This is a genomic window from Sediminibacterium sp. (assembly GCF_051861365.1).
In the GTDB taxonomy this organism is placed as follows: domain Bacteria; phylum Bacteroidota; class Bacteroidia; order Chitinophagales; family Chitinophagaceae; genus Sediminibacterium.
Window position 1 is genome coordinate 57,607 of the sequence record NZ_JBHYCW010000010.1, and the last position, 25,474, is coordinate 83,080.

The window sequence follows — 25,474 nt, forward strand, 5'->3', positions numbered from 1 at the left end:
TGCCAAATGCGCTCATTCATTTGGATATTGCTATTGCTATCGCTGACCCATGCTGCACACGCTCAATATTATTTACGCGGTGAGATCAGAAATGAGCAAGGTGTTTTATTGAGTGGTGTCAAAATAAAAATCAGTTCCAAACCCAGTCTCATTTTTTTTTCGGGAGGAAGTGGATCCTTTGGTATCCCGATACCTTCTGTGAAAGATAGTATCCACTTAAGCTTTGAAGGCTATGATCCATTAAGTATATATGTTGACAGCCGACAGTTTCAACTACTACAGATGAAATCAAGTTCGGGCACTTCGAAAGTGTATAAAAACTATAAAACTTCTATTGTAAAAAATTTCTCTACAGGCGCTGTCATCAATAGTCTGGGTTTGGGAGAAAGTTATACCAGCATCATCGAGAATGAGTTGATGAAAACTAAAACATTTCCTGAAACAGGATTTTCTTTGAATATCGACAATGCCTCTTACAGCAATATCAGAAGATTCATCAATAATGGAATGATGATTCCACAAGATGCAGTACGTATTGAAGAAATGCTGAACTATTTCAGTTTACCACTTCCACCCAATAGCCTACAGACAGAAAAAAGATTTTCATATGCGTATGAACATAGTAGTTGTCCATGGAACCCTCAACACCAACTATTGTTCTTACAATTACAAGCACCTACCATTCCACTCCATGAAGTCCCGCCTTCCAATCTGGTTTTTCTAATTGATATTTCCGGCTCGATGGATAAGCCCAATCGATTGCCCTTATTACAATCCGGATTTCGTTTACTCATTAATAATCTGAGACCTATCGACACTGTTTCTATTATTACATATGGTGGCGGCGTAGCGATGGTATTGGCACCTACGGGTGGACAACATAAAGATCTGATCAAAAAAGTCATTGATTCCTTATCTGCCGGAGGTGATACACCAGGCGCTGGAGCCATTCAGTTGGCTTATGAAACTGCGAAGAAAAATTTTATCAAAGGGGGAAACAATAGGGTGATACTGGCGACTGATGGAGATTTCAATGTGGGACAATCATCAGAAAAGGAACTGGAAGAACTCATTACGCGTTATCAAATGAGTGGTATATATCTTACCTGCTTAGGTGTAGGAATGGGTAATTACAAAGACAGCAAATTGGAAACATTATCTAAAAAAGGCAATGGTAATTTTGCATATATCGATCAAATCAGAGAGGCAGAAAAAGTATTGGTAACAGAGTTTACCAAAAATATTTTTACTGTTGCCAATGATGCATCCATTACACTTCAATTCAATCCGGAAACTGTTGCAGCATATCGGCTGGTAGGATTTGACAATAAAAAAACTGCATTAGAAGATAGCAGTAGTACATTAGAAGGGGGAGAAATAGGCAGCGGACACGCCATCATGGCGATTGCTGAAATCATTCCTGCAAAAGACAGCAGTACTTCCGCGAATTCACCTTTAGCGGAAGTAATACTACGTTTTAAAGATCCTTTCAGTGGTAATCAAAAAGAACAATATTTTACAGCACCGTATCGCGGACGAAAAATTGAACAAACAGATAGTATCTATCGTTTTGCCGCCGCTGTTGCAATGTTTGGCAATATTTTACGAAAATCAAAGTTCACGCAGGGATTCCAGTTGGAAGATGTGGCTTTATTCAGTAAACATACTGTCTCACCCAACAATATCCTCCAACAGGAATTTCAACATCTGCTGGAGAAAGCCATGCAACTTTACAACCCATCAAAGAAAAAAAGAAAATCAGACTAACTGAATGCTTCTTTTACACGATCAAAAAAACTCTTATCGCTCTTCGTAGGTTGAGGTTTAAAATTAGGACTATGACTTAGTTTCTCCAATATCTGTTTCTCTTCATCGCTCACTTGCTGTGGTGTCCAAACATTGACATAAATCAATTGATCTCCTTTATTGTACCCTTGTACTTCCGGAAATCCTTTGCCTTTGAGTCTAAATATTTTACCACTCTGTGTACCAGCAGGAATTTTAATTTTTGCTCTCCCATCAATGGTAGGCACTTCTACTTGTGTTCCGAAAACAGCATCCGGAAAAGAGATATGAAGGTCATAAGCAACATTCAATCCGTCGCGCTGTAATTCAGGATGTGTTTCTTCTTCAATTTGAATGATTAAATCTCCTGCAAATCCACCGCGCTCTCCTGCATTTCCTTTTCCACTCATACTTAACTGCATTCCTTCAGAAACACCTGCCGGAATATCAATGCCAATAGTTTCTTCTCCATACATTCTACCCTCTCCTTTACAAGCACCACATTTAGCAGTTACAGTGGAACCTTCACCATTACAAGTTGGACAGGTAGTTACGGTTTGCATTTGTCCAAGAAAAGTATTGGTCACTCTTCTCACTTGTCCGCTACCACCACAGGTTCCACAATTCTGAACACTATTTTTATCTTTTGCACCATTACCGCCACAGGTATTGCACAAGACATGTTTTTTCACTTTTACATTCTTGGTGACTCCTTTCGCAATTTCTTCAAAATTCAATTTCAGTTTGATGCGCAGGTTGCTTCCTCTTTGTCCACGGGCTCTTCCACCACCACCACTACTTCTTCTTCCGCCGCCACCAAAGAAACTTCCGAACATATCATCACCGAAAATATCTCCAAACTGGCTGAAGATATCATCCATATTACTATAACCACCTGCACCACCGCCGGTACCCGGACCAAAAGCTGCATGTCCATATCGGTCATATTTGGCTTTCTTATCCGCATCACTCAGCACTTCATAGGCTTCGGCAGCTTCCTTAAATTTTTCTTCTGCCTCTTTATCATTCGGGTTACGATCAGGATGGTATTGCATAGCTACCTTACGATAAGCTTTTTTAATCTCATCGGCAGAAGCTGATTTGCCCACACCCAATATTTCGTAAAAATCTCTTTTAGCCATTTTGATCTTTGATTTTTTGATGTTTGATTTTTTGATTTGTTTTTCTTGACCTAACTAATTGAATCGAAAAATCAAGAAATCAAAAATTCAAACTTTATTTCCCTACCACCACTTTTGCAAAACGAATGATCTTATCATTGAGGTAGTATCCTTTCATGACTTCATCCAGTACTTTTCCTTTTAACTCTTCAGTGGGAGCCGGAATTTCTGTGATGGCTTCGTGTTTCTCTACATCAAACTCTGCATGGATACTTTCCATGGCTTTCACTCCTTTTGATTGAAGGTTAGAACGAAGTTTATTAAAGACCAATTGAATGCCTTCTTTTTGTACGGCAATATCATCATTGCTTTGCAATTGTTTCTCTGCACGATCACAATCATCCAACACATCCAGCAATGAAACAATCACATCTTTCCCAGCTGTTTGAATCAATTCAATACGCTCTTTGGCAGTACGACGTCTGAAATTATCGAACTCAGCCATGAGACGGAGGTATTTATCCTTCTGCTCTTGTAACTCAGCCTGCAGTTTTTCCAACTGATTTTCCTCTGCTACCGGCTCATTCAAATGAGAAGTACCAGCTGCATTCTCATCCGCATTGATATCAATATTGGCTTGTGTTTCTTCGTTCACGGGTGTCTGTGTTGTTGCCTGCTCTTCCATAATTATTTTGTTGAATACTTTTCGGGGCAAGACTGTCAAAAATTTTGCCGATGCAAAGAAACGGGAAAAATTGACAGTCTGCCTGATAAATCAAGGCTTCCTGTCAGTCAAATGCCCTGTTTTTCAGGTTTTTAGCTGCCAAAGAACAGGGCTTGGAGGGTGTGGATTATCTTCGCGGCATGACGAAAGTATATCTTAGAAAAAAAATCGCCCAGCGTATTGCCAACGGGCACCCTTGGATATTTGGAAATGAGGTAGAGAGGGTAACCGGACCTGTTGAAGCCGGAGAGATTGTGGATGTCTATTATGCAGATGGGAAATACGCCGGCAGAGGATATGCAAACCCAAAATCGCAGATCATGGTCAGGCTGCTCACCCGCAAACAGGAAGAGATCAATGACCAGTTTTTTCATGACCGTATTGCCAATGCTTGGCAGTACCGACAAAAAATCGGGTATACAGAAAATTGCCGTTTGATTTTTGGAGAAGCCGATCAAATGCCTGCACTCATCATCGATAAATTCAATGACTATTTTGTTTTACAAACCTTGTCATATGGAATGGATCAATGGAAACCTGCCATTGTAAAAGCGCTGGAATCTATATTCTCCCCAAAAGGCATCTATGAAAGAAATGATGTACCCGTTCGTGAACTGGAGGGATTAACACAGCAGAAAGGATTTTTATCTGCATCATTCGATACCAATATCATCATCCAAGAAAATGGATTAAAGTTTCATGTAGATATTGAGAACGGACAAAAAACAGGTTACTTCTTAGATCAACAAGATAACAGAAGAGCCATTCAGCATATTGTAAAAGGTGCAGAAGTATTAGGTGCTTTCACCTATACCGGCACTTTTGAAATTCATGCCGCACATTACGGAGCAAAATCTGTTTTAGGTTTGGATATTTCTGAAAATGCAGTGACTCAAGCTAATAGAAATGCAGCACTCAACGGACTTGAAAACATTTGCAAGTTTGAAGCCATGAATGCATTTGATGTATTGAAACAATGGGGTAAGGATGGCAGACAATATGATGTGGTAATGTTAGACCCACCTGCCTTTACCAAGAGCAGGGAAAATATTCAAAAAGCCATTACAGGTTATAAAGAGATCAACCTCAGAGGTATGAAACTGATTCGCAATGGAGGATTTTTAGTGACTTCCAGTTGTACCAATCTCGTTCAACCCGAACTGTTTTTACAGACCATCGAAATGGCCGCGAAAGATGCCCGTAAAAAGATTAGACAGGTTACATTCCAAGCACAAGCCAGTGATCATCCGATCATTTGGGGGTTGGAGAACACCAACTATTTGAAATTTTTGATTGTGGAGGTTACGGATAGATAGAGAGAATGTCGGATGTCTGATTTATAAAAAACTCTGTGGTTTATTTTACCACAGAGTTTTCACTTTTCACTTTTCACCTCTCCCCCCACTCAGGCCATCTGCCCGGTGTGTAAGGTGCTTTATTCAGGTCCAGTTCTTTTTCCAATGCTGTTATGGCCGTATCAAGTTTACGCATGGCTGTAAGCACAGCGGTTAATCCTTTAGAAGCAATTGCATAATCTTTTTTAAATGTTTCTGTAATCACAGACGTAGAATTCCAAATACCCCCCTCAACATCACCTATTCTTCCATTGATAGATGGAGCGGTTTCAAATTCTCTTCTTGCAACTGATTGATCACCATTGAGCTGAATACCAATCGTATTCAATTCTTGCGTCAATGCATACGCTCTTTCCAGTATTGATTTTGGCGCTGCTAACATATCATTCGTAGCAGTATTGATATTGTTCAATCGATTACGCATATTATTAAAGAGATCTGACGTAGCACTTGCAGCTTTTCTGAGTGCAGCAACTTGTTTATAGAACTTCACATTCTCTTCCATATTCACCGGTAAGCTGCTTTGCTGTAACAATTTGCAAGTGAAGCTTACCGGACTTGTAAGTTCAGTGAGTTTGCCGTCTTCATACTTTGATAATGAAACAGTGTATTCTCCCGGCATAGCCAGATGTCCCTTTTCTTCTCCCCCAAATAATTGATCAGGAGCAAGTGTTACTCTACCCAGTACAGGTGCCGGTGTAGCGTAACGGAAATCCCAAACAATTTTTTGTAACCCTTTTTTCGCCGGTGCTTTTAAATGACGAACCACATCTCCGGCTTTATCTCGAATCGTAAATAACAAATAGGGTTCAGGTTGATTGTCTTCCATTCGTAAACTATCCATGGATGGATAATATATTTTCTCTCCCTTCTCTCCTTTCGCCTTTTCTTGTTCCAATCGAAGATCACGTAACTTTTTACTGTCTTCTTTTACGTAGTAAGTAAATACTGCACCTACAGAGGGATTGGGTGTACTGAAATAACTACTACCCAAATGTCCCTTATCACGTAAGCCTAATGGATATCTTTCAATGAACATCAAGCTTTCTTTCACAGGGAAAATCACAGCGTCTTTATTGAGTGTTTCTTTTTTGAAATTTCTCAATACACTATAATCATCCAAAATATAAAACCCACGACCAAATGTTGCAATCACCAGGTCATTCTCTCGACGCTGAATTTCCATATCACGTACAGCCGCTACCGGTAAGCCGCCTTTTAATTGCGTCCATTCTTGTCCGCCATTATTTGAGAAGAATACACCAAATTCAGTTCCTACAAATAACAGATCGCGATCAACATGATCTTCTGCAATGGTATATACACTTCCTCTTTGTGGCAAATTCGATTGAATGGGTTTCCATGTCTTACCTGCATCGGTCGTCTTGAGTACATAAGGTTTAAAATCACCATTACGATGCTGATTGAAACAAACATATGCCGTATTCACATCATGCAATGATGCGATGATCTGGTGTACATAACTCATCGGTGGTACACCCGGAAGATTATCAAATTTTGTCCAATTGGCACCACCATCTGTCGTCAGTTGAATCAAGCCATCATCAGTACCCACCCAGATCATATTCTGATTCAATTTGGATTCTGCAACAGTCGTGAGCTGTCCGTATATATCTGTACTACCGTTTTTTGCGATGGCATCTACCGACCATACTTTGCCCATCACTTCAAATTTATTTCTATCTACCTGACGTGTAAGATCAGGACTGATCACTTTCCAGCTATTGCCTCTATCATCTGTTCTGAATAATTTATTGGCTCCAAAGTATAAGCGAGCATTGTCGTGCTGACTAATGAGTAATGGTGCATCCCAATTCCAACGATACGCAGGTTCATTCTCTCCTTCCGATGGTTTGATGGAAAGATATTCTCCACTTTTACGATCAAAACGAACGAGTCCACCATATTGACTTTGGGCATAGATGATATCAGGATTGGATTGATCTACCTGTGTTTCAAAACCATCACCAATAGACGTGATATACCAATCTGCATTTACAATACCATTTGCAGATGTGGTGCGACTGGGTCCACCTAAACTCAAATTATCTTGTGTACCGCCATGTACACTATAAAATGGATATGCATTATCAGTAGCTACTTTATAAAACTGTGTAACCGGTAAATTTGATTTGAAATCCCAACTCTTCGCAAAATCCCAGGTTTCATAAATACCCCCATCACAACCTACCATCAAATGATCGGTATCAGTAGGATCGATCCAGATAGCATGGTTATCGATATGTTTATTGATTTCTCCGAGATTGTATACAGATTTACCTGCATCATCACTCACTTTATAATATACGTCTGTAATAAAAATGCGATTTACATCCACAGGATCGCAAGTAATTTCTTGATAGTAATTACCTGAAGTTGCATAACCACTTCTTTTTTCCCAACTCACACCTTTATCTCTTGATAAATAAATACCGCCTTTGTTGTCTTTTGCTTCTATAACAGTATACAATACATCCGGATTCACAGGACTGATCGCCAATCCGATTCTCCCCAGTTCTCCACCCGGAAATCCACCTTCCATTTTTTTCCAGGTAGTACCACCATCTGTTGTTTTATAGAGTGCTGATTCAGGTCCACCACCGATATACGTGAACACTTTTCTCATTCGCTGATGAAAAGCAGCATACAACACATTCGGATTACGAGGATCCATTACCAAATCATTACAACCGGTATAAGCACTGATTGATTTGATGAGGTTCCATGTTTGTCCGCCATCCACTGATTTATACACACCGCGATCTCCTCCTTCATTCCAAACCGGTCCATAAGCGGCCACATAAATGATGTTGGAATTCGTAGGATCTACAATGATTTCAGCAATATGCTCAGCGTTTTTCAAACCCATATTTTTCCAGGTCTTACCGCCATCTTCAGACTTATAAACGCCATCGCCATAAGAAACGGAGCGCTGGTTATTATTTTCTCCTGAACCCACCCACACCACATTACTATTATTAGGATCAATGGTAACACAACCAATAGAATAAGATCCTTGTGCATCAAATACAGGTTGAAAAGTAACACCGTGATTGGTTGTTTTCCAAACACCGCCGGCTGCCGTAGCAACATAATACTCACTGGTATTGGCAGGATTTACAGCAAAATCAGCAATTCGTCCGGAAGTCACTGCCGGACCGATGGATCTGAATTTTAGATTGGAAAAGGTTCCTGCATTCCACTCCACTCCTGAAGTTTTGTTTTGTGCAAATGCAGATAAGAACAGAAAATAAGTAAGCGATAGCAGTACGCTACGTAGCAGCATTTTCATATGGCTTTGGTATTAATAAAAAAATAACCCGTAGGTTAAGATTAAATATAAGGAAAATAAAAAGAGAAGCCCGAAGTGGTTATTTCACCACTTGAAAACGTCCGGATTCAATAATGCGATTGCTTTGGTCTCTTAGTTGATAGATATACAGTCCACGATAGTACTGATCATCCAAAGACACCGTGATTTTTGACTCATTGATCCTCAGCTCGGTCATACGCTTTCCTAGAAAATTGGTGATCAATAAAGTATAGGTTCTATCAACAGTTTTGTCAAACTCAAAATTAATGACAGTAGTAGCGGGGTTGGGATAGAAACGGGTAACTTTTGAAGCGGTTTCTCCGAAAGGAATTTCGTTGTTGGTATAGGAAACTGTGTCGGGAGCATAACTGCTTCCGAGGATCATACAAATCAATAAGATGACTGTGTAACGATTTCCCATAGGTTAATAATACTCTAAAATAGTCAAAGACGTCGATTTATGCAAAAACCTACGTTAAAATGACCCCGGAAATACAAAATCCGCTGTCTGGAAGCTACTTTTTTAAGCTAAACTTCATAGACAGCGGACTTATCAACAGATCAAAACAGCTTAATTCAGACTATTGAGTGTTTGCTGGATGGCTTCGAAATTGGGAAGATCACCAGGGGTTGGACATACTTCTGCATAGCGAACCACTCCTTCTTTATCAATCACAAATGCCGCACGTTTGCTTACACCTAGCATATCAAAAGCAGGGAAAGTTTCATAAAGCACACCATAAGCACTCGCAGCTTCTTTGTTGAAATCACTCAGCAACCGGAAATTCAATTTTTGCTCATCACGGAATTTACCCAAAGAGAACAATGAATCCACTGATATACCAAATACAATGGCGTTGGTATTGTTATAAAGAGCGATATTATCCCTTACATTACAAAGTTCCGCTGTACACACACCGGTGAATGCTAACGGGAAAAACAGCACGACTACATTTTTTCCTTTCTGATCAGCCAGTGATACTTTGTTTTTATCGGTATCAAAAAGAGAGAACTGAGGTGCTACTGCACCAGCCTGAATACTCATAAGTTGTATTTTATTGATGATGATTAGATAAATAGACAAACAAGATTCAAAGATAAAAGTTGCAAGACAAATAAACCGTTATTATAATTGCATCTCCGGTACATGATCAGGTACGATAAGTTTTCCGGCTGTTTTAGCGATGATTTCCTCAACGGTAACACCCGGCGCTCTTTCCAATAAGACAAATCCCTCCCCTGTGATATCCAGTACTGCCAGTTCTGTCACTACTTTTTTAACACAACCCACACCCGTTAAAGGAAGTGAACAAGCAGGAAGTAGTTTACTTTCTCCTTTCGGATTGGTATGCATCATGGCAACAATGATATTCCTGGCACTGGCGACCAGATCCATGGCTCCACCCATTCCTTTCACCATTTTACCGGGTATTTTCCAATTGGCGATATCGCCTTTCTCACTCACTTCCATGGCACCCAATACTGTTAAATCAATTTTGCCTGCACGTATCATTCCAAAACTTTCTGCACTATCAAAAAATGCACCGCCGGGTATCACGGTTACTGTTTCTTTACCGGCATTGATCAGATCTGCATCTACTTGATCATCTGTGGGATAAGGTCCCATGCCAAGAATACCATTCTCACTCTGAAAAATCACTGTCATTCCCTCGGGTATAAAATTGGATACCAAGGTAGGAATACCGATCCCCAAATTCACATACATACCATCCCGCAATTCTTGCGCGATTCTTTTCGCAATTCCGAATTTATCTAAAGCCATAGGAGATTTTTTTTGTGAAACGTGAAAAGTGAAAGGTGAAAAGAAGAAATTATCTTTTACAACCGTTTCACTTTTCACCTTTCACTTTTCACTTAATTTAACTGTTTTTCTTTCTACTCGCTTCTCATATCCCTTGCCTTCAAAGATGCGATGCACGTATACACCTCCAACATGAATTTCATCAGGATCTAATTCTCCGGGTTGAACGAGCTGTTCTACTTCTGCAATGGTGATGTTTCCTGCTTTTGCCATGGAAGTAGAAAAATTTCTGGTCGTTTTTCTGAATACCAGATTTCCTAAAGTATCGCCCTTCCATGCTTTCACAATGGCGAAATCTGCATGTAATGCCATTTCCATGAGATGCGGCTTCCCGTTGAATACACGTACTTCTTTTCCTTCTGCGATCTCCGTTCCATAGCCTGCGGGTGTAAAAAATGCAGGGATACCCATTCCCGCCATCTGAATACGTGTTGCCAAAGTGCCTTGTGGAATCAGATCAACTTCCAATTCTCCACTTAAGAGCTGTCTCTCAAACTCTGCATTCTCTCCCACATAACTACTCATCATTTTTTTGATCTGTCGGGTCTTCAAGAGTAAACCCAGACCAAAATCATCCACACCTGCATTATTGGAAATACAAGTAAGGTCTTTCACACCTTTTTTTACCAATGCAGCAATGGTATTTTCAGGGATCCCATTCAATCCAAATCCGCCCAGCATCAGCGTTGCTCCATCATGTATATCTTGTATCGCTGCTTCTGCACTTGCAAATACTTTATTCATAGCTTGCAATATTAAAGTTTGTTTCTTTTACCACTGTAGCGTTCAATACGCTCACGATTTGACTTGGAATCAATTGAATCAATGATCTCTTTCATTAAGATTGGATGCGCTTCATAATACCGATAACTCTCAAAAAAACGATCCTTGCTTATTTTATGAATACGAAAAACGGTTTCATACAGCTTCACATCTTCTTTATTTTTTGTTGCATTGGTATCAGCAACTAACTTTCTAATAAAAACTTCGTCTGCCTTCATCATATCCCACATGATCACCTGCATGCTATCCATGGGAATAATACGACCATCAACATCATTTGAGCATCCGATGATAGTACCCATTAAACAACAAAGCAATAATTTCTTCATCATCTCAACTCCTCTTTATATTTTGCCGCATTGATCACATCCAACTCACTCAATAGTTCTACAGCTTTTGCTTTTTCTACTGATGGTGCTTTTTTAAAGATACCTACCAATTCCTGATACTTCCCCTGCATAAAAAACTGTTGGATCATGGTATTCGGATTCTCTTTGCCAAAAGACTGCAATTGAATCAATGCATCTAAAATACCTTTTCTAGCCTCGGCTTCTTTATCATACAAATTATCCAACCCATTTCTATAATAACCATAAATCACATCATGTATTCTGTTATAGCGAGTATTAATTAAGTTTTCATTCAACCAATATCGGTTGCGCAATCCATCAAAAATTCTCCATCCGGAAATACCCCTTCCCTCCGGTGCATTGACAACAATATTTTGTGCTTTTCTGAAATAAGAATCTCCGGCCTTGGGTGAAAAAGAATCATAATCCAATCCTAGAATTGTATACACATAAAAAGCGAAGACAGCTGTCAGATTTGCCACTGTTGCATCAGTGCCCTGCACTCTGTTTTCATTGAATTCTACCGGCTGAAATTCTAGGTACTTGAATGTGACATCCGGATCTTGAAAATTCACCAAAGCTGCCTGGTAGGAAGAATGATACACCGGACGGGCTGCTTGAATATTCAAAGTTGCTTTATAAATATTGGGGTCCACTACACTCTCAATATTCAAGATAAAACTACATTCAATTTTTTCATTTTGCTTGTATGCATCCGTTGTCCACTTACGATTATTCAACAGATTGGTTAATTGATTTTGCAACGTGGTGAATATTTTACGATCAATATTCGTGGTTACTCTATTTGATAATACAGTAACCCTTGCCTGCAGTTCCTGCGCTTTTACGCCAAGACCCAAACAAGCAAACAAAATCATGATCATCCAATTCTTACGCATGTAGGTGTTTTATGATGAATGAAACAATATCGGTTGCTACTGCTTTCTTTGATTTTATGCCGGTCTTTACTTCGATTCCATTGCTATGAAAAATAGTGACGTCATTGGTATCAATACCAAATCCGGCATCTTTATCATTCAGTGAATTGAGCACAATAGCATCTGCATTCTTAGACTGCAGCTTACTCAATGCATTTTCTTTTTCATTGCTTGTTTCCAATGCAAAGCCCATTAAAAACTGACCTTGCTTTTTATCTTTCCCCAGTTGCAATAAGATGTCTTTATTCTTCACCAATGCAATTTCCCATGCATCTTGTTTCTTTTTGATCTTATCGGTTGCTGCACTAACAGGTTTATAATCTGCAACTGCTGCAGACATCACTGCGATATGCGCATCACTAAACTCTTGGGTAGCTACTTCATACATCTGATCACCCGATACCACTGCGCGTACTTGTATTCCTTTGTAATTGGTCTTTTGATGGGTAGGGCCTGCGATCAACAGTACTTCCGCACCACGCAGGTATAATTCTTCCGCAATAGCAAAACCCATTTTACCGGAAGAGTGATTACCAATAAATCGAACGGGATCTATCGCTTCATAAGTGGGTCCGGCAGTAACAATGGCTTTTTTACCTTTCAATTCTTCGGTACGAAAAAAATGTTCGATCAGGTACTGACAAATTTCTTCCGGCTCTGCCATTCTTCCTTCTCCAAATAAGCCACTCGCCAGTTCACCATTCCCTACCCTGATGACTTGATTACCATCTTTCTCCAACTGATCAAGGTTTCTTTTGGTGGAAGGATGGTGCCACATGTCTTCATCCATGGCGGGTGCTATCACTACCGGACAAGTAGCAGATAAATACACAGCCAATAAAACATTATCACATAATCCATTCGCCATTTTAGCCATGGTATTGCAACTGAGTGGAGCGATGACAAATACATCTGCCCAACGTCCGAGCATGACATGGTTAGACCATTCATCGCCTTCTACCAGGTCATTGATGACTTTATTTTTAGATAGTGTAGAGAGTACAACCGGTGAAGCAAACTCACGTGCGGCGTTGGTCATCACCACTTTTACTTCAGCACCTGCTTTGATGAGTAAGCGAACCAATGTGATGGTCTTATAAGCAGCGATACTTCCAGTGATGCCAACGAGTATTTTTTTTCCTTTAAGCATGTTTGTGAATGGTCAATTGTGAATGGTGAATGTTTTTTATTTCATACATAATGACGGCAAAAATTATACTGCCTTACCAATGATGATTGGGATTTATGAATCTCTCCCCTCATTCACCATTCACAATTCACAATTCACCATTGACATTTCACCTATCTCCCCTCAAAGTAACAAAAAACGACAGTTCAATAACTGTCGTTTTTCATAAAATTATACGGGGATACGATCTTATCTGAACAGATCGTTATCGTTGTTCTTTCTGTGGTAGATTTTGTCTTCCATGAATTCCTGCGTAGCGAGGATAGCCGGGTTTGGCATTTTCTCGTAAGCTCTTGAGATCTCGATCTGCTCTTTGTTCTCATGGATTTCTTCCAGACTGTCTGTATGACTTGCAAACTCTTCCAGTTTATTGTGCAGCTCTTCTCTCAATGAAACATTGATTTGATTAGCTCTGCGCGCAATAATGGCGATTGATTCATACAGGTTACCTGTTTTTCCTTTAATAGAAATCAGGCTTTTGGTTTCAACCACACTAGCGGTATTAGCGCTCATTTGCCTTCTTAGCTTGCTCATTTTTCTGGTTTTTAATATAATTTGTTGATTGTAATTTCAATTTATTGACTTCTTCCAGATACTTACTATCTGCATATCGGTCTGAAAAATCCTGACATTCTTCGATCACTTTCTGGAAACGTTCGATCTGCTTTTCTTCATAACTCATCTCCGCATAACGGAAATATGATTTGATCACCTGCAGTTTGTATTCATCTGCTTTCTTTGAATCCGGAAAATTATCGGATACATTTCCAAAAGCAATGGCCGCAGCTTTGTAAAAACCTAAGTTGTAGTACAATTGCGCGCTTTTGAATTCTTTTGCTTCCAGTTTCTCTCTGCACTTATCAATAATATCCGTTGCTTCCTGTACACGAGTAGAAGTAGGGTGTGTATTGATAAAAGCCTGCATCAACTGCATGGTCTTATTCGTACTGGTCTGATCCAAATCAATCTTGGGCGATTGTCTGAAATAACAATACGCTCGCATGTAATCGCACTCCTCACCTTTGGTACTGTTCGGAAAATTCTCTACAAAACTCTTGAACAGATTCTCAGCATTCATGAAATCGTTCTGGTAATAGTAGGAATAGGCGAACTTGTAATACATGTCTTCGTAACGAGCAGTACCTTTTACATAAGGAAAAATGTCTTCAAAGAGCACTTGTGCTTTCGTATAATCTTTCTTAGCATAATACTGTTCTGCCATTTTGTATTTGTACTCGTAATCCTTGCTCTTCAAAACCTTTGAGAACTTATTCGAGCACGATACCAGTAAAACAGCAGCCAATAAAAAGACAACGATCCTCTTCATACAAGTTGGCAAAATTAGTTAATTATGGGCAATTTAGAAACTTGAATTGAGGAATTGATTATCAGGGAGTTAAGAAAAGCATAAAACAGAGAAATAAGAAATAAGAAACAAGAAATAGGAAATGAAGAGAATTGAAACTATAAAAAGGTTCAAAAACGCGTATAAATAGCTGGTATAAATACCTGATTTTTAGATTATTGTAAGGTTTTAATTTGTAGCATAAAGAAATGACATGGAGCCTAAACAAAAATTTTATCTTGAAGAAAGACTTATACTATTTGCGGTGAACTGTATTCAGATAGCTGAGAAACTTCCCAGAACATTTGCCGGAAACCATTTAGGAGGTCAATTAACAAGAAGCGGATCTTCACCAGCTTTACAATATGGTGAAGCTCAATCGGCAGAATCCAGAACAGACTTTATCCATAAAATGAAAATAGCACTCAAAGAGTTACGTGAAACCAGGAATTGTTTAGCTATCATTGAAAAATTGAATTGGGATATTTCTATCAATCTATCAGAAATTAGAAAAGAGTGTACAGAGCTTATCTATATTTTCCTCAAAAGCATCGATACTGCCAGAAAAAATAATAAACGCCCCTCATCCTCTGACTAACCCCCTACTTCCTCCTCATTTTTCATTTTCATTTCCTATTTCTTATTTCCTTATTTCTTATTTCCTATTTCCTATTTCTTATTCCTCTGTTAAAGAAAAAGCTGCCCTGCGGAGCAGAACAGCTTTTTTCTTTACCTATTCAAACGAAGGCGTTATTAGTTCTCGCCTTCTCCTTCCTTCAGTTTGGCTTTGATCTCAGCTAAAGCTCCCAGGTCACCCAAGGTTGCTTTTTCTACCTTCGCCTGGATGTTTTTCACTGCTTTCTTGGTATTGTCAGATTCTGCTTTCGCTTCTTTCTTCGCAATTTCCTTTTCTTCAGCAACTACTTTCTCCCAGATACGGGCATGGCTCAGAACAATGCGCTTTTCATTGCGATCGAATTCGATCACCATGAACTGTGCAGTTTCATCAGCTTTCACCTGAGAACCATCTTCCTTGTTCAGGTGACGGTTAGGTGCAAAACCTTCTAAACCATAAGGCAATTGTACCAAGGCACCTTTGTCATCCTTACGGGTAACGGTTCCTTCGTGCAGACTACCAATAGCGAAAGTTTCTTCCAGGGCATTCCAAGGATCTTCTTCCAACTGTTTGTGTCCTAATTGCAGTTTACGGTTTTCTTTGTCGATGCTGAGGATGATGATATCGATGTGCTCACCTACTTTGGTATAATCAGTTGGGTGATTGAAACGCTTCAACCAGCTCAGATCGCTGATGTGGATCATACCACCGATACCCGGCTCCAATTCAACGAATACGCCATATGGAGTGATGTTTTTCACCAAACCTTTGTGCTTACTGTTTTCAGGGAACTTGTTCTCGATGGTGCTCCATGGGTCTTCGCTCATTTGTTTGATGCTCAGACTCATCTTACGTGCATCTTTATCTAAGGTTACCACTTTTGCTTCGTACTCATCGCCCAACTTGAAGAATTCCTTCGCGTTGATCGGAGTATTTGCCCAAGTGATCTCAGATACGTGTACCAGTCCTTCAACACCCGGCTGAATTTCCAGGAATGCACCGTAATCTTCAATATTTACTACTTTACCTTTCACAACTGATCCTTCAGATAAACCTTCAGGCAGCACATCCCATGGATGTGGCGTCAGTTGCTTGAGACCTAAGCTGATACGCTTTTTGTCGTCGTCGAAATCCAATACCACCACTTGCAATTTCTGATCCATCTTCACCACTTCGCTTGGGTGAGAGATACGACCCCATGAAATATCGGTGATGTACAACAGACCATCCAAACCACCGAGGTCCATGAAAGCACCGAAATCTGTGATGTTTTTCACCACACCTTCCAATACCTGGCCCTTCTCGAGTTTGCTCATGATCTCTGCACGCTGTGCTTCGATATCGCTTTCGATCAGTGCTTTGTGAGATACAACGGCATTCTTGATGGCTTCGTTGATCTTCACAACTTTAAATTCCATGGTCTTACCTACGAACTGATCGTAATCAGTTACAGGCTTCACGTCGATTTGAGAACCCGGTAAGAATGTTTCCATACCGAATACATCCACGATCAAACCACCTTTTGTTTTGCTGGTAACAGTACCGGTGATCACTTCACCAGTTTTGTGTACTTCCACGATACGCTCCCATGCACGGAAGATGCGGGCAGACTTACGGCTGAGGTGCAGATTACCATTGCGGTCTTCTTTCTCAACAACCATTACTTCTACTTCGTCACCAATTTTCAATCCCTGTACATCACGGAATTCGTTCAGTGAAACCAGACCATCGCTTTTGAAACCGATGTTTACAACCACATCTGTTTTGGTGAGGGCAACCACACCACCACGAACGATCTCGCCGTCTTCGATCTGTACGAAAGTGTTATCATACACTTTGTCATACTTCACTCTTTCAGCTTCTGCATAGTGACTCACATTACGCTTGTCAATGCTCCAGTCAAAATCATCATGCGCAGTTTCTACAATCTCGACCTTAGGCGAGACTGCTTCAGGTGCTTTTGTTGTCGCAGTAGCAACTTCGGGTGTACCCGCGTTGTCCTGAGCATCTGCGTTTAATTGTTTACGAAAAATGTTCATAAAATAGTCCCGATGGTTTAATGAATCGGGGGTGCAAAAGTAGGGAAAATTGGGGGAATTTGGTCTTTTTGTAATAGGAAGAATTAGGAGAATTCTATTTTGTAGTAGACATAATGCTATTAAGTTAGAATATTTTTACATATGACAATGATTTTGTAGGTTTACTTATCTGTATTTAACTGAGTTCATTCTCTTTATTTAGTTAAATAAGCTGACGACTTTATAGGGTAATATTTTTAAATACCATGTAATAAAATTCACATTAATGGACAAAAATTCATTTTACAATCTAGATTATATAATAGAACTTAACGAAAAACGCTTATCGCAATTTTCAGACGCATATCAAAAGAACTTAAACAAGTTTACTAATATCTTAATTATTTATTCCGCAATTGCTGTTTTTATAGTTCCACTTACACAGTCTCTCTTTTTTGGTAGTGAAAGAATTTGGTTAAATTATGTTTGCTTTTCACTTTTTACATCACTTTTCCTTTATTCTTTATTCTATACTATAAAACTTTTAATCCCAGTTGAAGTCGCATATTTAATTGAGCCTAAAACGTATTACGTAGATTTTAGACTTGAGTATGAGGCTGAAGGGAAAAATAAGAATGAAGCTGATCTTTTAGTTAAAGCTTCTTATATAAATGAACTAGAAAAAGCGGTATCAATAAATAATTCGCTGTTTAAACGAAAAGGGTTTTTCTATTATCGCGCCTTAATTAGTGGCCTAATTTGTTGTGTACCATATGTTATCTGCCTTATTTTTCATTTTTCATACAAAGCGGAAGATACCCAAAAAGTAGAAATAATCAATTATAATAAAATCAGTACCTTTAATAAAATTCCGATCATGCCGAAGGATGATAATACATCGACAACAACGCCACAACAAACAACATCGCAGTTACCGGGAGTAAATGTTAATGATGTAAAGCCGTCTAGTCCCCAGATGATAAAGGAAAATTTCCAACAACAAGTACAAAAAAAGGATAGCACAACTAGTAATAGCAACAACAAGCAAAGATAATTACATTCTCCCTGGGGGGCTTCTCTTATATCTATATAATAAATTACCGGATGTGAGCTATTTTGCTAATCAATTCTTTATGAAAGTGATTTAATGAGCAATATTTAATCATAAAATGATTACTAATTCTTTTAACTGTGTTATTCAACTTCTGGTTTTTTAACTTTCTTAACCTGCTCAAATTCATTCTTTCCTTGCTCCTCAGTCATTAATGTCAGAACAGGACGACCAATAGAAATTCCAGGTTCTAGTTCACATTTAAGATAATATGATTTACCATATTCTAGTTTTACTTTTACTGATCTAGTTACCCCAATGTTTGCCCAAAATTCTCCTTCTCCTTCCTGATTGAGTTTTAGAATTGTTTTGGTGTTATTCCTGATTTTAGCAACTAGTATACCCTCTTTAATGATTGCATTTGAAAAATTAAGATCATAGCCGAGTAATGATCCTTCAAACCTTTGAGGCCGATAGATATAAATTGTACAATACGGTATAGAATCCTGAGCTGCTACTCCATTCACCATAGTAAATGCAAGTAACAATGAAAACAAAAACTTCATATTGAAATATTTGATGTCATTAAACATACGAAAAAACAATAATTGCATCTCTTAGAATTTTACTTCTCCCTATAGCCATACAACTCCTCAGGAAAAGGTTTATCTGCGTTTCAACTCCGTTATAAGTCCGTTATAAGTCCGTTTCAAGTGCGTTGTAGATCCTAGTCTCATTTAGTATCCTTTTTCCTTTCTTTCAGCCCCCCTTCTATACTCCCCATACCATACGAGCATATCTCCGGTTAATAGAAGTACTAGACATCTCATACTTACTGCTTTATCTTGTTCTTTTCTATAGAGTTGATAATAAAAAGCTTACCACAGATATAGTCCGAAGTACAGGGTACTCTGCTTGTTACACAGCTAAGGTGTACTAGTTCGTTTTGTTTCTCTACGATAGACATAAAACTCCCCATAATGGTCAGATCCTTCGTCGCAGATGATCACTTGCGTGATCAATGCTCCTCTCCGTGGGAGTCCTTGGGACAGGATGACATTTTCGTGGTGTGGTGTTCAAGCAGTGTTGGCTTTGCCAACACTGCTTTTTTGTCGACTTGCTCCGTCATTCTGAGGTTTATCCTGAATGTAATGAAGGAAGCATTACGACGAAGGAGGTGATAAGACGGTTCACTTTTCTCTCACTTCACTTGAAACGAAGTCAAACAGTTGTTCATCATATTTGCGGGAAATACGATTGTATTCTTTACGATGTTGCTTGCATGAAAAAGAATACAAGTATCGAGGTAAAGGGCGTTGCCATTTCCATGTTCAAAGAACAAGAGGCTGACTATATCTCATTAACAGATATGCTCAAAGCAAAAGACGGTGATTTCTTTATTTCCGATTGGCTTAGAAACAGAAATACCATTGAATTTCTTGGCATTTGGGAAACCGTTAATAACCCCCATTTTAATTATGGCGAATTCGCCATAATTAAAACACAGGCCGGTTTAAATAGCTATAAACTGAGTGCCAAAGAATGGATAGAAAAAACCAATGCAATTGGTATCAGATCTAGAGCAGGTCGATATGGCGGCACTTTTGCACATGTGGATATAGCTCTTGAATTTGGCATGTGGATTTCACCGGAGTTCAAAGTCTACCTTATCAAAGAATTTCAGCGACTAAAGTCAGCCGATGAAAAACATTTACAATCCGGATGGAGTCTACAAGGGACTTTATCAAAAATCAATTATCATATTCTTACAGATGCCATTAAAGAAACCCTGATACCCAAATTATTATCCGCTACTGAAAGTGTTAGACAATATGCAACAGAAGCCGACTTATTGAATATGGCATTGTTCGGCAAAACAGCAACACAATGGAGAAAAGAAAACCCAAATACTACCGGTAATATCAGAGACTATGCCACACTAGAGCAACTGGTCATACTTTCCAATTTAGAAAGCTTGAATGCCGTTCTTATACATCAAGGAATCTCATTCAGCGAGAGACTACTATTATTAAATAAAGTGGCGATTCAGCAAATGCAAACTTTGTTAAACAGGAAAGCCACAAAAGCACTCCAGTAACATTTATAATACGCACATCAAATTTGCGGGAAATACGATGTGGCATATTACTATTTTCGGAACTACTGAATGTCACGCTTAAAAAAAAGCTATGCAAGAGCCAATTTTCTCAGAGTATACACCAAAAGTATATACCTTTACAAAAAGTAATGGTATGAAAACTTTATCACTCAAACTGGATGATCATACATTTGAAGAGGCTGAGTCTATAACAGCTCAATTGAACATAGCCCGTAATCGCTATATCAATGAAGCGGTAGATCTCTACAATCGTTATCATCAGAGAAAGTTATTGAAGCATGCTCTCGCAAAAGAATCTGCCCTTACGAGAAGAGAGTCCATGAACATCTTACGTGAGTTTGAAAAATTGGCTGATGAAGATTAAGCAGTATGATATATGGCTAGCCAATCTGAATCCCGGTAAAGGAACTGAGCCGGGTAAAACCAGACCTGTTGTTATTGTACAAACGGATCTATTGAATGATACCCATTTGTCAACGATTGTTTGTCCCATTACTACCAATATTCAACCTGACATGAATATTCTACGTGTGCATTTAAAAAAATCGCAATTGGATCAACAGAGTGACATTCTCATTGACCAAATTAGGGCCATTGATAATAAAAGACTGATACAAAGAATTGGCAAACTCAATCAAGATCAAATCCAATTACTAAAAAAGAATTTACTGATCGTTTTGGATCTGTAAAAATTCGTCGCAGATGTCTCCCTAGATATGAGGGAACTCTGCATGTTGCACAGCTGAGATGTAACATTTTGTTTTGCTTCTCTCTTATACCATAAAACTCACACTAATAGTCAGATCCTTCGTCGCAGATGATCAGTTGCGTGATCAATGCTCCTCTCATTTCACTTGAAACGAAGTCAATTAACTGTTCATCAAATTTGCGGGAAATACGATTGTAGAACTGTGCAATTTTAGGATCAATACTTGCTAAAGAAAAAAAAATAAGGTAGCCCTAAAAATAAAAAAACCAGTTTCATCACCGGTAAAAGAGCCGGGAGAGGAGTAACTGGCATCATGAGGTAAAGGTATAATTATTTTTAACTTAAAACAAAAAAAATGATTACGGAAGAAATTAAGTCATTTATTTCACATCCCCGATTCAATATTTATTTAGAAGAAGCCAATTATAATACCAACGCTGCATATCAATTATACCTGACAAACATCGAACTATCCGAAGCGTTGTATCCGGCTTTGTCTTTGTTGGAAATTTCATTGAGAAATGCTATTCATCAAAAGCTGAAAGCATATTTCAAAGATGATTTTTGGTTTAAAAATAAGCTTCCTAAAGAATTTCAAACTGCCATACAAAGGGCTGAACAAAAAATTCAGTTTCAGCAAAAAACTGTTACTGCAGATGGCATTATAGCAGAATTAAACTTTGGCTTTTGGAATCGGCTCTTTAATCGGTATCATGCCAAATTACTTTGGAAACCTTTGCGTACCATTTTTGTACATCTTCCCAAACAAGAAAAACAAAGAAAAAACATCGACGAATCTCTCCATCGCATTCGAAACATTCGTAACCGAGTGTACCACTACGAACCCATCTTTCGCAACTTCAACTATTTAGAATCCGTTTACAAAGAAATCAGATCATTCCTTTTCTGGTTACACCATTTGCTACCCTCTATTTTAAACAAAATAGATCGATTTGAATATATTCTAATGAAAGTGAAAACCCATTGGTAAACAAACAAAATTATCAGGACTGTATATAACTCTGCAACTGACTAATGGTTTCTGCCTGTGTTAATATGGTTTCTGTAACCAGATCATTGATGGAAATAATGCCCACCAATTGTTCATTTTCAATCACCGGTAAATATCTCAAACGATGAGAAGTCATTAATTGCATGCAAGATTCTACGGTATCATTCATGGATACATAAGGAAAATCGGTAGACATGATCTCTCCTACTTTTGTTTCACTGGAATGGCGTCCTTTCAATATCACTTTTCGCGAATAATCGCGCTCTGTCATAATACCGGCAAATTTTTCATCTTTCATCACCACTACTGAACCAATATTCTGTTCAGCCATCAACTTCAAGGCATCAATCACCGTCATTTCAGGTGGAACGGTAGCTACTCTGTTTCCTTTGCGTTGCAATACATTACTTACTTTTCTCATGACAAGCGTTTTAATTCCTTAATATAATACTTGGTTTTGAATTGTGCAAGTGGAGGAGAATAAGAAATATCGAATAAAAAATAAGGAATGAGAAAGTAGTTGATTCTCACCACTACTTTCTCATTCCTTATTCCTCTGTTTCTTATTTCTCTGTTCCTCTTCCTTAGTCTGTTTTCAGCGCCTTATCAATCAAGAAAATCAGATTGGCTCTATGCGCTTTGGTTTCTTCGTTGGTTGAAACGGCAGCTGCCAGTTTGGTTTTCAATTTCTTGATGGTGTACAACGCTGCAGCTTTAGATACATCATCAATCGGTGCTTGTGGGTTCAACAAATTAGCAGCACCCTTTACAAAGGTAGTTTGCAGGTATTGTCTGTGAACATTCACATTACCGTTGATATCAGCATCAAAAATTCCTTTCACCAAATCACCCATTACATCGGCTACACTATACTGATTACCATACAAACGAGTATTGGTAATACGCTGTAAGGTTATCGGATGCAGGATATGTCCCAATGCACCACCTGCCTGAAGACCCAGTACATTATTGGTAAGTTTAAAATCCTCACCATTACCCGGCTGATTAAATCCTCTACGCTGGAATGCGAGATATGGATATACTTGTGCATCTGCATCAAAAGCATTCGGTGCAAATACATATTTACTCAACACATCCATTGCCTTCTTTTGAGTAGCCAACGGTACAGGTGTGTAAGGCTTGTTACCTGAGTTTTGCTCCGGATTGCTTCTATCAATATACACGCCACCTACATAACGGCTTACGGCATTGATCATGCTATTACGTTGTCCATTCAACACCCCATAACGTGCACGTACTTCTACATAGGATTGTCCGGGCTTGGTATATTTCTGTACCAATTTACCCATCAAATTATTTACCAGTTTGAAACGATCTTCTGCATAACCAATAGCATCATTGGTAAGATCATTCACATTCACACGAGGATCGATGGCTTTACCCGGAGCTCTCATATCATCACCATCATTACCGAATGCTAATTTAGGATCCGTACTGCGTGATAATATTTTGGTAAGTCCTGCTTCTTCCTGTGATTCAGAGAATGGTGTGTAACCATATTCAATTGCCCACAGATCATAAGGACCTGCTTTGGTAGTATAATAATCACCTTGCTTGCTTCTGTCTGATGACACATTGATCGCAGGATAATCCATTACAGAACCAATCAATCCGATAGAACGTGTAATCGAAGTGTTGTTGATATCTGCAGGCGATAACATCTGACTGGCTTTCATATTGTGGTTCAATCCGAGTGTATGTCCCATTTCATGCATGATCAAATAAATCAGGAATTGCTTATGCATTTCTTTGATCTCTCCTTCCGGTGCATCCATGGCTTCGAGGGTGGTATGTCCGGTCATGAACTGAGCTTTCAACTCTCCTGCCAATGTACAAGCAGTATGATTTTTCATTGGCATGCCCGGGAACTGTAAATCCGCTGCACTTTGCATAGACGGACCGTTAACCAACTCATCAAAAAGTGGCGTAGCACTTCCTGAGAACCATTCTACAGTAATATCAGCTCCGAGTATTTGTCCGGTACGTGGATTGGTAAAACTGGGTCCAATGGCTCCATAAGGAGGGTTTGCAGAAGATACCCAACGAATTACATTGTAACGAATATCTGCGGGATCCCAGGTTGCATCATCGGGCATGATCTTCATTTGAACAGCATTTCTAAATCCTGCTTTTTCAAATGCTTCATTCCATTTCACTCCAGCGTCGATAATGGTTTGACGATACTCATGTGGAGTGGTATTTTCTACCCAGAATACAATTGGCTCAACAGGTTCGCTGATGGCTGCAGATGGATCTTTCTTCACCAAATTCCAGCGATTGATCATGTCCTTATACGGAACAGGACTGGTACTGGTTTGGTTATTACGCTGATCCAAGAAATATCCCACACGCTGATCGTCTCTGCGTGAACGGAAATCGTTCTTAGGCATTTCAATAAAGCTATGTTGCATACGTACACGTACATAACGAGGATCTGTTACATCAGGGCCTCCGCTTGCAAGTGTACTTGGATTATCATAAGATAGATCCACTACCACATCCGTATTATTCGGGAAGGAACGGATATTGGCATATTTCGATTTGGTAGGATTCAATCCACCCAAATTAAAAGTGAACATTGCCAATGGGCTTGGTGGTATGATGGGTTTTACAGGATCCAGTTTTTCACTCAGGAATAACTGATCTACACTCACCAAATAACCCAATGAATCTTCGATACTGAATTTATCGTTGTAAAAAACCGCCTCGGGTTTATCTACATCTGCGGTCTTACTCACAGGATTATTCTTATCATAGAAAAAGCCGGTATTCACTTGAGAGAATTCGATTTTATCAAATGCTCTCTTCATTTTAAACACGGCTGTTGCACGGTGCATACTTTGATGTAAGAACAATGAAGTAAGTCCATTGATGGAAAAACTCTGATAAATGAATTCTTTATCAAGCTGGTCTTTTCTGATATACATCTGAAGACTACCGGTAGCAGTATCCTGATACAGGGTAAATAAGCCTTCGATCTTTTTATTGCCTTTTGTTTTTTCAGCAACTGTCGGTTTTTTGGGTGCTGGAGGCGTTTTAGAGGAATCGCCCGGTGGACGAGTACCGGCTGGCATTCCGGCCGGAGGTTGTTGGGCATATAGGGCTGAGCCCATAAATACCGCACACGCAGATGCGGCAAGCAAGAGTCTTCTCATAGAGCGTTTCATTTAGTTGACGATCAA

The 25,474-nt window shown here is 39.1% G+C and carries 24 protein-coding genes; 8 read left to right on the forward strand and 16 right to left on the reverse strand.

Annotated features, from left to right (window positions below):
- Positions 1 to 6 precede the first annotated feature (6 nt).
- Positions 7 to 1,767 carry a vWA domain-containing protein gene (locus ACTIEV_RS06425; protein WP_322194662.1) on the forward strand — a complete coding sequence of 587 codons (1,761 nt, stop codon included), beginning with the start codon at positions 7 to 9 and terminating at the stop codon, positions 1,765 to 1,767.
- Here the strand turns inward: ACTIEV_RS06425 and dnaJ are convergent.
- Both dnaJ and ACTIEV_RS06435 read right to left on the reverse strand, forming a co-directional pair.
- Entirely contained in the window at positions 1,764 to 2,927 is a 1,164-nt protein-coding gene (gene dnaJ, locus ACTIEV_RS06430) for a molecular chaperone DnaJ (RefSeq protein WP_322194660.1), read from the reverse strand. The two genes, ACTIEV_RS06425 and dnaJ, sit on opposite strands and share 4 nt — an antisense overlap.
- Before the next feature lie 94 nt (positions 2,928 to 3,021).
- A complete protein-coding gene (locus ACTIEV_RS06435) occupies positions 3,022 to 3,591 on the reverse strand; it encodes a nucleotide exchange factor GrpE (RefSeq protein WP_178888018.1) in 570 nt (189 codons plus the stop codon).
- 179 nt (positions 3,592 to 3,770) lie between these two features.
- Here ACTIEV_RS06435 and ACTIEV_RS06440 point away from each other — a divergent pair, with 179 nt between their 5' ends.
- Positions 3,771 to 4,946 carry a class I SAM-dependent rRNA methyltransferase gene (locus tag ACTIEV_RS06440; protein WP_322194657.1) on the forward strand — a complete coding sequence of 392 codons (1,176 nt, stop codon included), beginning with the start codon at positions 3,771 to 3,773 and terminating at the stop codon, positions 4,944 to 4,946.
- A 73-nt stretch (positions 4,947 to 5,019) separates the two neighbouring features.
- On the opposite strand, the gene ACTIEV_RS06445 is transcribed toward ACTIEV_RS06440, so the two are convergent.
- From ACTIEV_RS06445 to ACTIEV_RS06490, 10 genes are all read right to left on the reverse strand, one after another.
- On the reverse strand, positions 5,020 to 8,298 hold the full coding sequence (locus ACTIEV_RS06445; RefSeq protein ID WP_439516256.1) for a WD40/YVTN/BNR-like repeat-containing protein: 3,279 nt from the start codon (positions 8,296 to 8,298) through the stop codon (positions 5,020 to 5,022).
- Between the two features lie 79 nt (positions 8,299 to 8,377).
- Positions 8,378 to 8,740 carry a T9SS type A sorting domain-containing protein gene (locus ACTIEV_RS06450; RefSeq protein WP_322194653.1) on the reverse strand — a complete coding sequence of 121 codons (363 nt, stop codon included), beginning with the start codon at positions 8,738 to 8,740 and terminating at the stop codon, positions 8,378 to 8,380.
- Between the two features lie 150 nt (positions 8,741 to 8,890).
- Complete coding sequence (locus ACTIEV_RS06455; protein WP_439516257.1) at positions 8,891 to 9,364, reverse strand: redoxin domain-containing protein; 474 nt, start codon at positions 9,362 to 9,364, stop codon at positions 8,891 to 8,893.
- A gap of 81 nt (positions 9,365 to 9,445) precedes the next feature.
- Positions 9,446 to 10,102 (reverse strand): 3-oxoacid CoA-transferase subunit B, encoded by a 657-nt coding sequence (locus ACTIEV_RS06460; RefSeq protein ID WP_322195735.1) that lies wholly within the window; start codon positions 10,100 to 10,102, stop codon positions 9,446 to 9,448.
- An 81-nt stretch (positions 10,103 to 10,183) separates the two neighbouring features.
- Positions 10,184 to 10,885 (reverse strand): CoA transferase subunit A, encoded by a 702-nt coding sequence (locus tag ACTIEV_RS06465; RefSeq protein ID WP_322195734.1) that lies wholly within the window; start codon positions 10,883 to 10,885, stop codon positions 10,184 to 10,186.
- A gap of 11 nt (positions 10,886 to 10,896) precedes the next feature.
- Positions 10,897 to 11,256, reverse strand: coding sequence for a DUF4296 domain-containing protein (locus tag ACTIEV_RS06470; protein ID WP_439516258.1), 360 nt, complete (start codon positions 11,254 to 11,256; stop codon positions 10,897 to 10,899).
- Positions 11,253 to 12,173: a DUF4835 family protein gene (locus tag ACTIEV_RS06475; RefSeq protein WP_322195732.1), complete on the reverse strand. Its 921-nt coding sequence runs from the start codon at positions 12,171 to 12,173 to the stop codon at positions 11,253 to 11,255. The genes ACTIEV_RS06470 and ACTIEV_RS06475 overlap by 4 nt, the downstream gene beginning before the upstream one ends.
- On the reverse strand, positions 12,166 to 13,362 hold the full coding sequence (gene coaBC, locus ACTIEV_RS06480; RefSeq protein ID WP_322195731.1) for a bifunctional phosphopantothenoylcysteine decarboxylase/phosphopantothenate--cysteine ligase CoaBC: 1,197 nt from the start codon (positions 13,360 to 13,362) through the stop codon (positions 12,166 to 12,168). Before coaBC ends, ACTIEV_RS06475 begins: the two co-directional genes overlap by 8 nt.
- A 228-nt stretch (positions 13,363 to 13,590) precedes the next feature.
- A complete protein-coding gene (locus tag ACTIEV_RS06485; protein ID WP_322195730.1) occupies positions 13,591 to 13,935 on the reverse strand; it encodes a DNA-directed RNA polymerase subunit omega in 345 nt (114 codons plus the stop codon).
- On the reverse strand, positions 13,904 to 14,728 hold the full coding sequence (locus tag ACTIEV_RS06490) for an outer membrane protein assembly factor BamD (RefSeq protein WP_439516259.1): 825 nt from the start codon (positions 14,726 to 14,728) through the stop codon (positions 13,904 to 13,906). Before ACTIEV_RS06490 ends, ACTIEV_RS06485 begins: the two co-directional genes overlap by 32 nt.
- Positions 14,729 to 14,960: 232 nt before the next feature.
- Between ACTIEV_RS06490 and ACTIEV_RS06495 the strand changes: the two genes are divergently transcribed.
- A complete protein-coding gene (locus ACTIEV_RS06495) occupies positions 14,961 to 15,344 on the forward strand; it encodes a four helix bundle protein (protein WP_322195728.1) in 384 nt (127 codons plus the stop codon).
- A gap of 155 nt (positions 15,345 to 15,499) precedes the next feature.
- Here ACTIEV_RS06495 and rpsA read toward each other — a convergent pair whose 3' ends face one another.
- Entirely contained in the window at positions 15,500 to 17,401 is a 1,902-nt protein-coding gene (gene rpsA / locus ACTIEV_RS06500; RefSeq protein WP_322195727.1) for a 30S ribosomal protein S1, read from the reverse strand.
- 265 nt (positions 17,402 to 17,666) lie between these two features.
- On the opposite strand from rpsA, the gene ACTIEV_RS06505 reads away from it, so the two are divergent.
- Positions 17,667 to 18,434 (forward strand): hypothetical protein, encoded by a 768-nt coding sequence (locus tag ACTIEV_RS06505; protein WP_439516260.1) that lies wholly within the window; start codon positions 17,667 to 17,669, stop codon positions 18,432 to 18,434.
- A 140-nt stretch (positions 18,435 to 18,574) separates the two neighbouring features.
- Here ACTIEV_RS06505 and ACTIEV_RS06510 read toward each other — a convergent pair whose 3' ends face one another.
- Positions 18,575 to 18,997 (reverse strand): hypothetical protein, encoded by a 423-nt coding sequence (locus ACTIEV_RS06510; RefSeq protein ID WP_439516261.1) that lies wholly within the window; start codon positions 18,995 to 18,997, stop codon positions 18,575 to 18,577.
- A 716-nt stretch (positions 18,998 to 19,713) separates the two neighbouring features.
- Between ACTIEV_RS06510 and ACTIEV_RS06515 the strand changes: the two genes are divergently transcribed.
- The 4 genes from ACTIEV_RS06515 to ACTIEV_RS06530 all read left to right on the forward strand — a co-directional run bounded on the left by ACTIEV_RS06515 (position 19,714) and on the right by ACTIEV_RS06530 (position 22,250).
- Positions 19,714 to 20,529: a KilA-N domain-containing protein gene (locus ACTIEV_RS06515; protein WP_322195725.1), complete on the forward strand. Its 816-nt coding sequence runs from the start codon at positions 19,714 to 19,716 to the stop codon at positions 20,527 to 20,529.
- Positions 20,530 to 20,683: 154 nt separating this feature from the next.
- On the forward strand, positions 20,684 to 20,914 hold the full coding sequence (locus tag ACTIEV_RS06520) for a hypothetical protein (protein WP_322195724.1): 231 nt from the start codon (positions 20,684 to 20,686) through the stop codon (positions 20,912 to 20,914).
- Positions 20,904 to 21,239, forward strand: a complete 336-nt coding sequence (locus ACTIEV_RS06525) for a type II toxin-antitoxin system PemK/MazF family toxin (RefSeq protein ID WP_322195723.1) — start codon at positions 20,904 to 20,906, stop codon at positions 21,237 to 21,239. The genes ACTIEV_RS06520 and ACTIEV_RS06525 overlap by 11 nt, the downstream gene beginning before the upstream one ends.
- Before the next feature lie 375 nt (positions 21,240 to 21,614).
- Complete coding sequence (locus ACTIEV_RS06530; protein ID WP_322195722.1) at positions 21,615 to 22,250, forward strand: Abi family protein; 636 nt, start codon at positions 21,615 to 21,617, stop codon at positions 22,248 to 22,250.
- 13 nt (positions 22,251 to 22,263) lie between these two features.
- Here the strand turns inward: ACTIEV_RS06530 and ACTIEV_RS06535 are convergent, their stop codons facing one another.
- Positions 22,264 to 22,692 carry a CBS domain-containing protein gene (locus tag ACTIEV_RS06535; RefSeq protein ID WP_322195721.1) on the reverse strand — a complete coding sequence of 143 codons (429 nt, stop codon included), beginning with the start codon at positions 22,690 to 22,692 and terminating at the stop codon, positions 22,264 to 22,266.
- 163 nt (positions 22,693 to 22,855) lie between these two features.
- The gene (locus tag ACTIEV_RS06540; RefSeq protein ID WP_322195720.1) at positions 22,856 to 25,447 is read right to left on the reverse strand and encodes a zinc-dependent metalloprotease; all 2,592 of its coding nucleotides are present in this window, start codon (positions 25,445 to 25,447) and stop codon (positions 22,856 to 22,858) included.
- Positions 25,448 to 25,474: the final 27 nt, after the last annotated feature.

What these genes read in the sequence shown, in the direction of transcription:
- ACTIEV_RS06425 (WP_322194662.1), top strand. Translation starts at nt 7, where the DNA reads ATGCGCTCATTCATTTGGATATTGCTATTGCTATCGCTGACCCATGCT.
- dnaJ (WP_322194660.1), bottom strand. Translation starts at nt 2,927, where the DNA reads ATGGCTAAAAGAGATTTTTACGAAATATTGGGTGTGGGCAAATCAGCT.
- ACTIEV_RS06435 (WP_178888018.1), bottom strand. Translation starts at nt 3,591, where the DNA reads ATGGAAGAGCAGGCAACAACACAGACACCCGTGAACGAAGAAACACAA.
- ACTIEV_RS06440 (WP_322194657.1), top strand. Translation starts at nt 3,771, where the DNA reads ATGACGAAAGTATATCTTAGAAAAAAAATCGCCCAGCGTATTGCCAAC.
- ACTIEV_RS06445 (WP_439516256.1), bottom strand. Translation starts at nt 8,298, where the DNA reads ATGAAAATGCTGCTACGTAGCGTACTGCTATCGCTTACTTATTTTCTG.
- ACTIEV_RS06450 (WP_322194653.1), bottom strand. Translation starts at nt 8,740, where the DNA reads ATGGGAAATCGTTACACAGTCATCTTATTGATTTGTATGATCCTCGGA.
- ACTIEV_RS06455 (WP_439516257.1), bottom strand. Translation starts at nt 9,364, where the DNA reads ATGAGTATTCAGGCTGGTGCAGTAGCACCTCAGTTCTCTCTTTTTGAT.
- ACTIEV_RS06460 (WP_322195735.1), bottom strand. Translation starts at nt 10,102, where the DNA reads ATGGCTTTAGATAAATTCGGAATTGCGAAAAGAATCGCGCAAGAATTG.
- ACTIEV_RS06465 (WP_322195734.1), bottom strand. Translation starts at nt 10,885, where the DNA reads ATGAATAAAGTATTTGCAAGTGCAGAAGCAGCGATACAAGATATACAT.
- ACTIEV_RS06470 (WP_439516258.1), bottom strand. Translation starts at nt 11,256, where the DNA reads ATGATGAAGAAATTATTGCTTTGTTGTTTAATGGGTACTATCATCGGA.
- ACTIEV_RS06475 (WP_322195732.1), bottom strand. Translation starts at nt 12,173, where the DNA reads ATGCGTAAGAATTGGATGATCATGATTTTGTTTGCTTGTTTGGGTCTT.
- coaBC (WP_322195731.1), bottom strand. Translation starts at nt 13,362, where the DNA reads ATGCTTAAAGGAAAAAAAATACTCGTTGGCATCACTGGAAGTATCGCT.
- ACTIEV_RS06485 (WP_322195730.1), bottom strand. Translation starts at nt 13,935, where the DNA reads ATGAGCAAGCTAAGAAGGCAAATGAGCGCTAATACCGCTAGTGTGGTT.
- ACTIEV_RS06490 (WP_439516259.1), bottom strand. Translation starts at nt 14,728, where the DNA reads ATGAAGAGGATCGTTGTCTTTTTATTGGCTGCTGTTTTACTGGTATCG.
- ACTIEV_RS06495 (WP_322195728.1), top strand. Translation starts at nt 14,961, where the DNA reads ATGGAGCCTAAACAAAAATTTTATCTTGAAGAAAGACTTATACTATTT.
- rpsA (WP_322195727.1), bottom strand. Translation starts at nt 17,401, where the DNA reads ATGAACATTTTTCGTAAACAATTAAACGCAGATGCTCAGGACAACGCG.
- ACTIEV_RS06505 (WP_439516260.1), top strand. Translation starts at nt 17,667, where the DNA reads ATGGACAAAAATTCATTTTACAATCTAGATTATATAATAGAACTTAAC.
- ACTIEV_RS06510 (WP_439516261.1), bottom strand. Translation starts at nt 18,997, where the DNA reads ATGAAGTTTTTGTTTTCATTGTTACTTGCATTTACTATGGTGAATGGA.
- ACTIEV_RS06515 (WP_322195725.1), top strand. Translation starts at nt 19,714, where the DNA reads ATGAAAAAGAATACAAGTATCGAGGTAAAGGGCGTTGCCATTTCCATG.
- ACTIEV_RS06520 (WP_322195724.1), top strand. Translation starts at nt 20,684, where the DNA reads ATGAAAACTTTATCACTCAAACTGGATGATCATACATTTGAAGAGGCT.
- ACTIEV_RS06525 (WP_322195723.1), top strand. Translation starts at nt 20,904, where the DNA reads ATGAAGATTAAGCAGTATGATATATGGCTAGCCAATCTGAATCCCGGT.
- ACTIEV_RS06530 (WP_322195722.1), top strand. Translation starts at nt 21,615, where the DNA reads ATGATTACGGAAGAAATTAAGTCATTTATTTCACATCCCCGATTCAAT.
- ACTIEV_RS06535 (WP_322195721.1), bottom strand. Translation starts at nt 22,692, where the DNA reads ATGAGAAAAGTAAGTAATGTATTGCAACGCAAAGGAAACAGAGTAGCT.
- ACTIEV_RS06540 (WP_322195720.1), bottom strand. Translation starts at nt 25,447, where the DNA reads ATGAGAAGACTCTTGCTTGCCGCATCTGCGTGTGCGGTATTTATGGGC.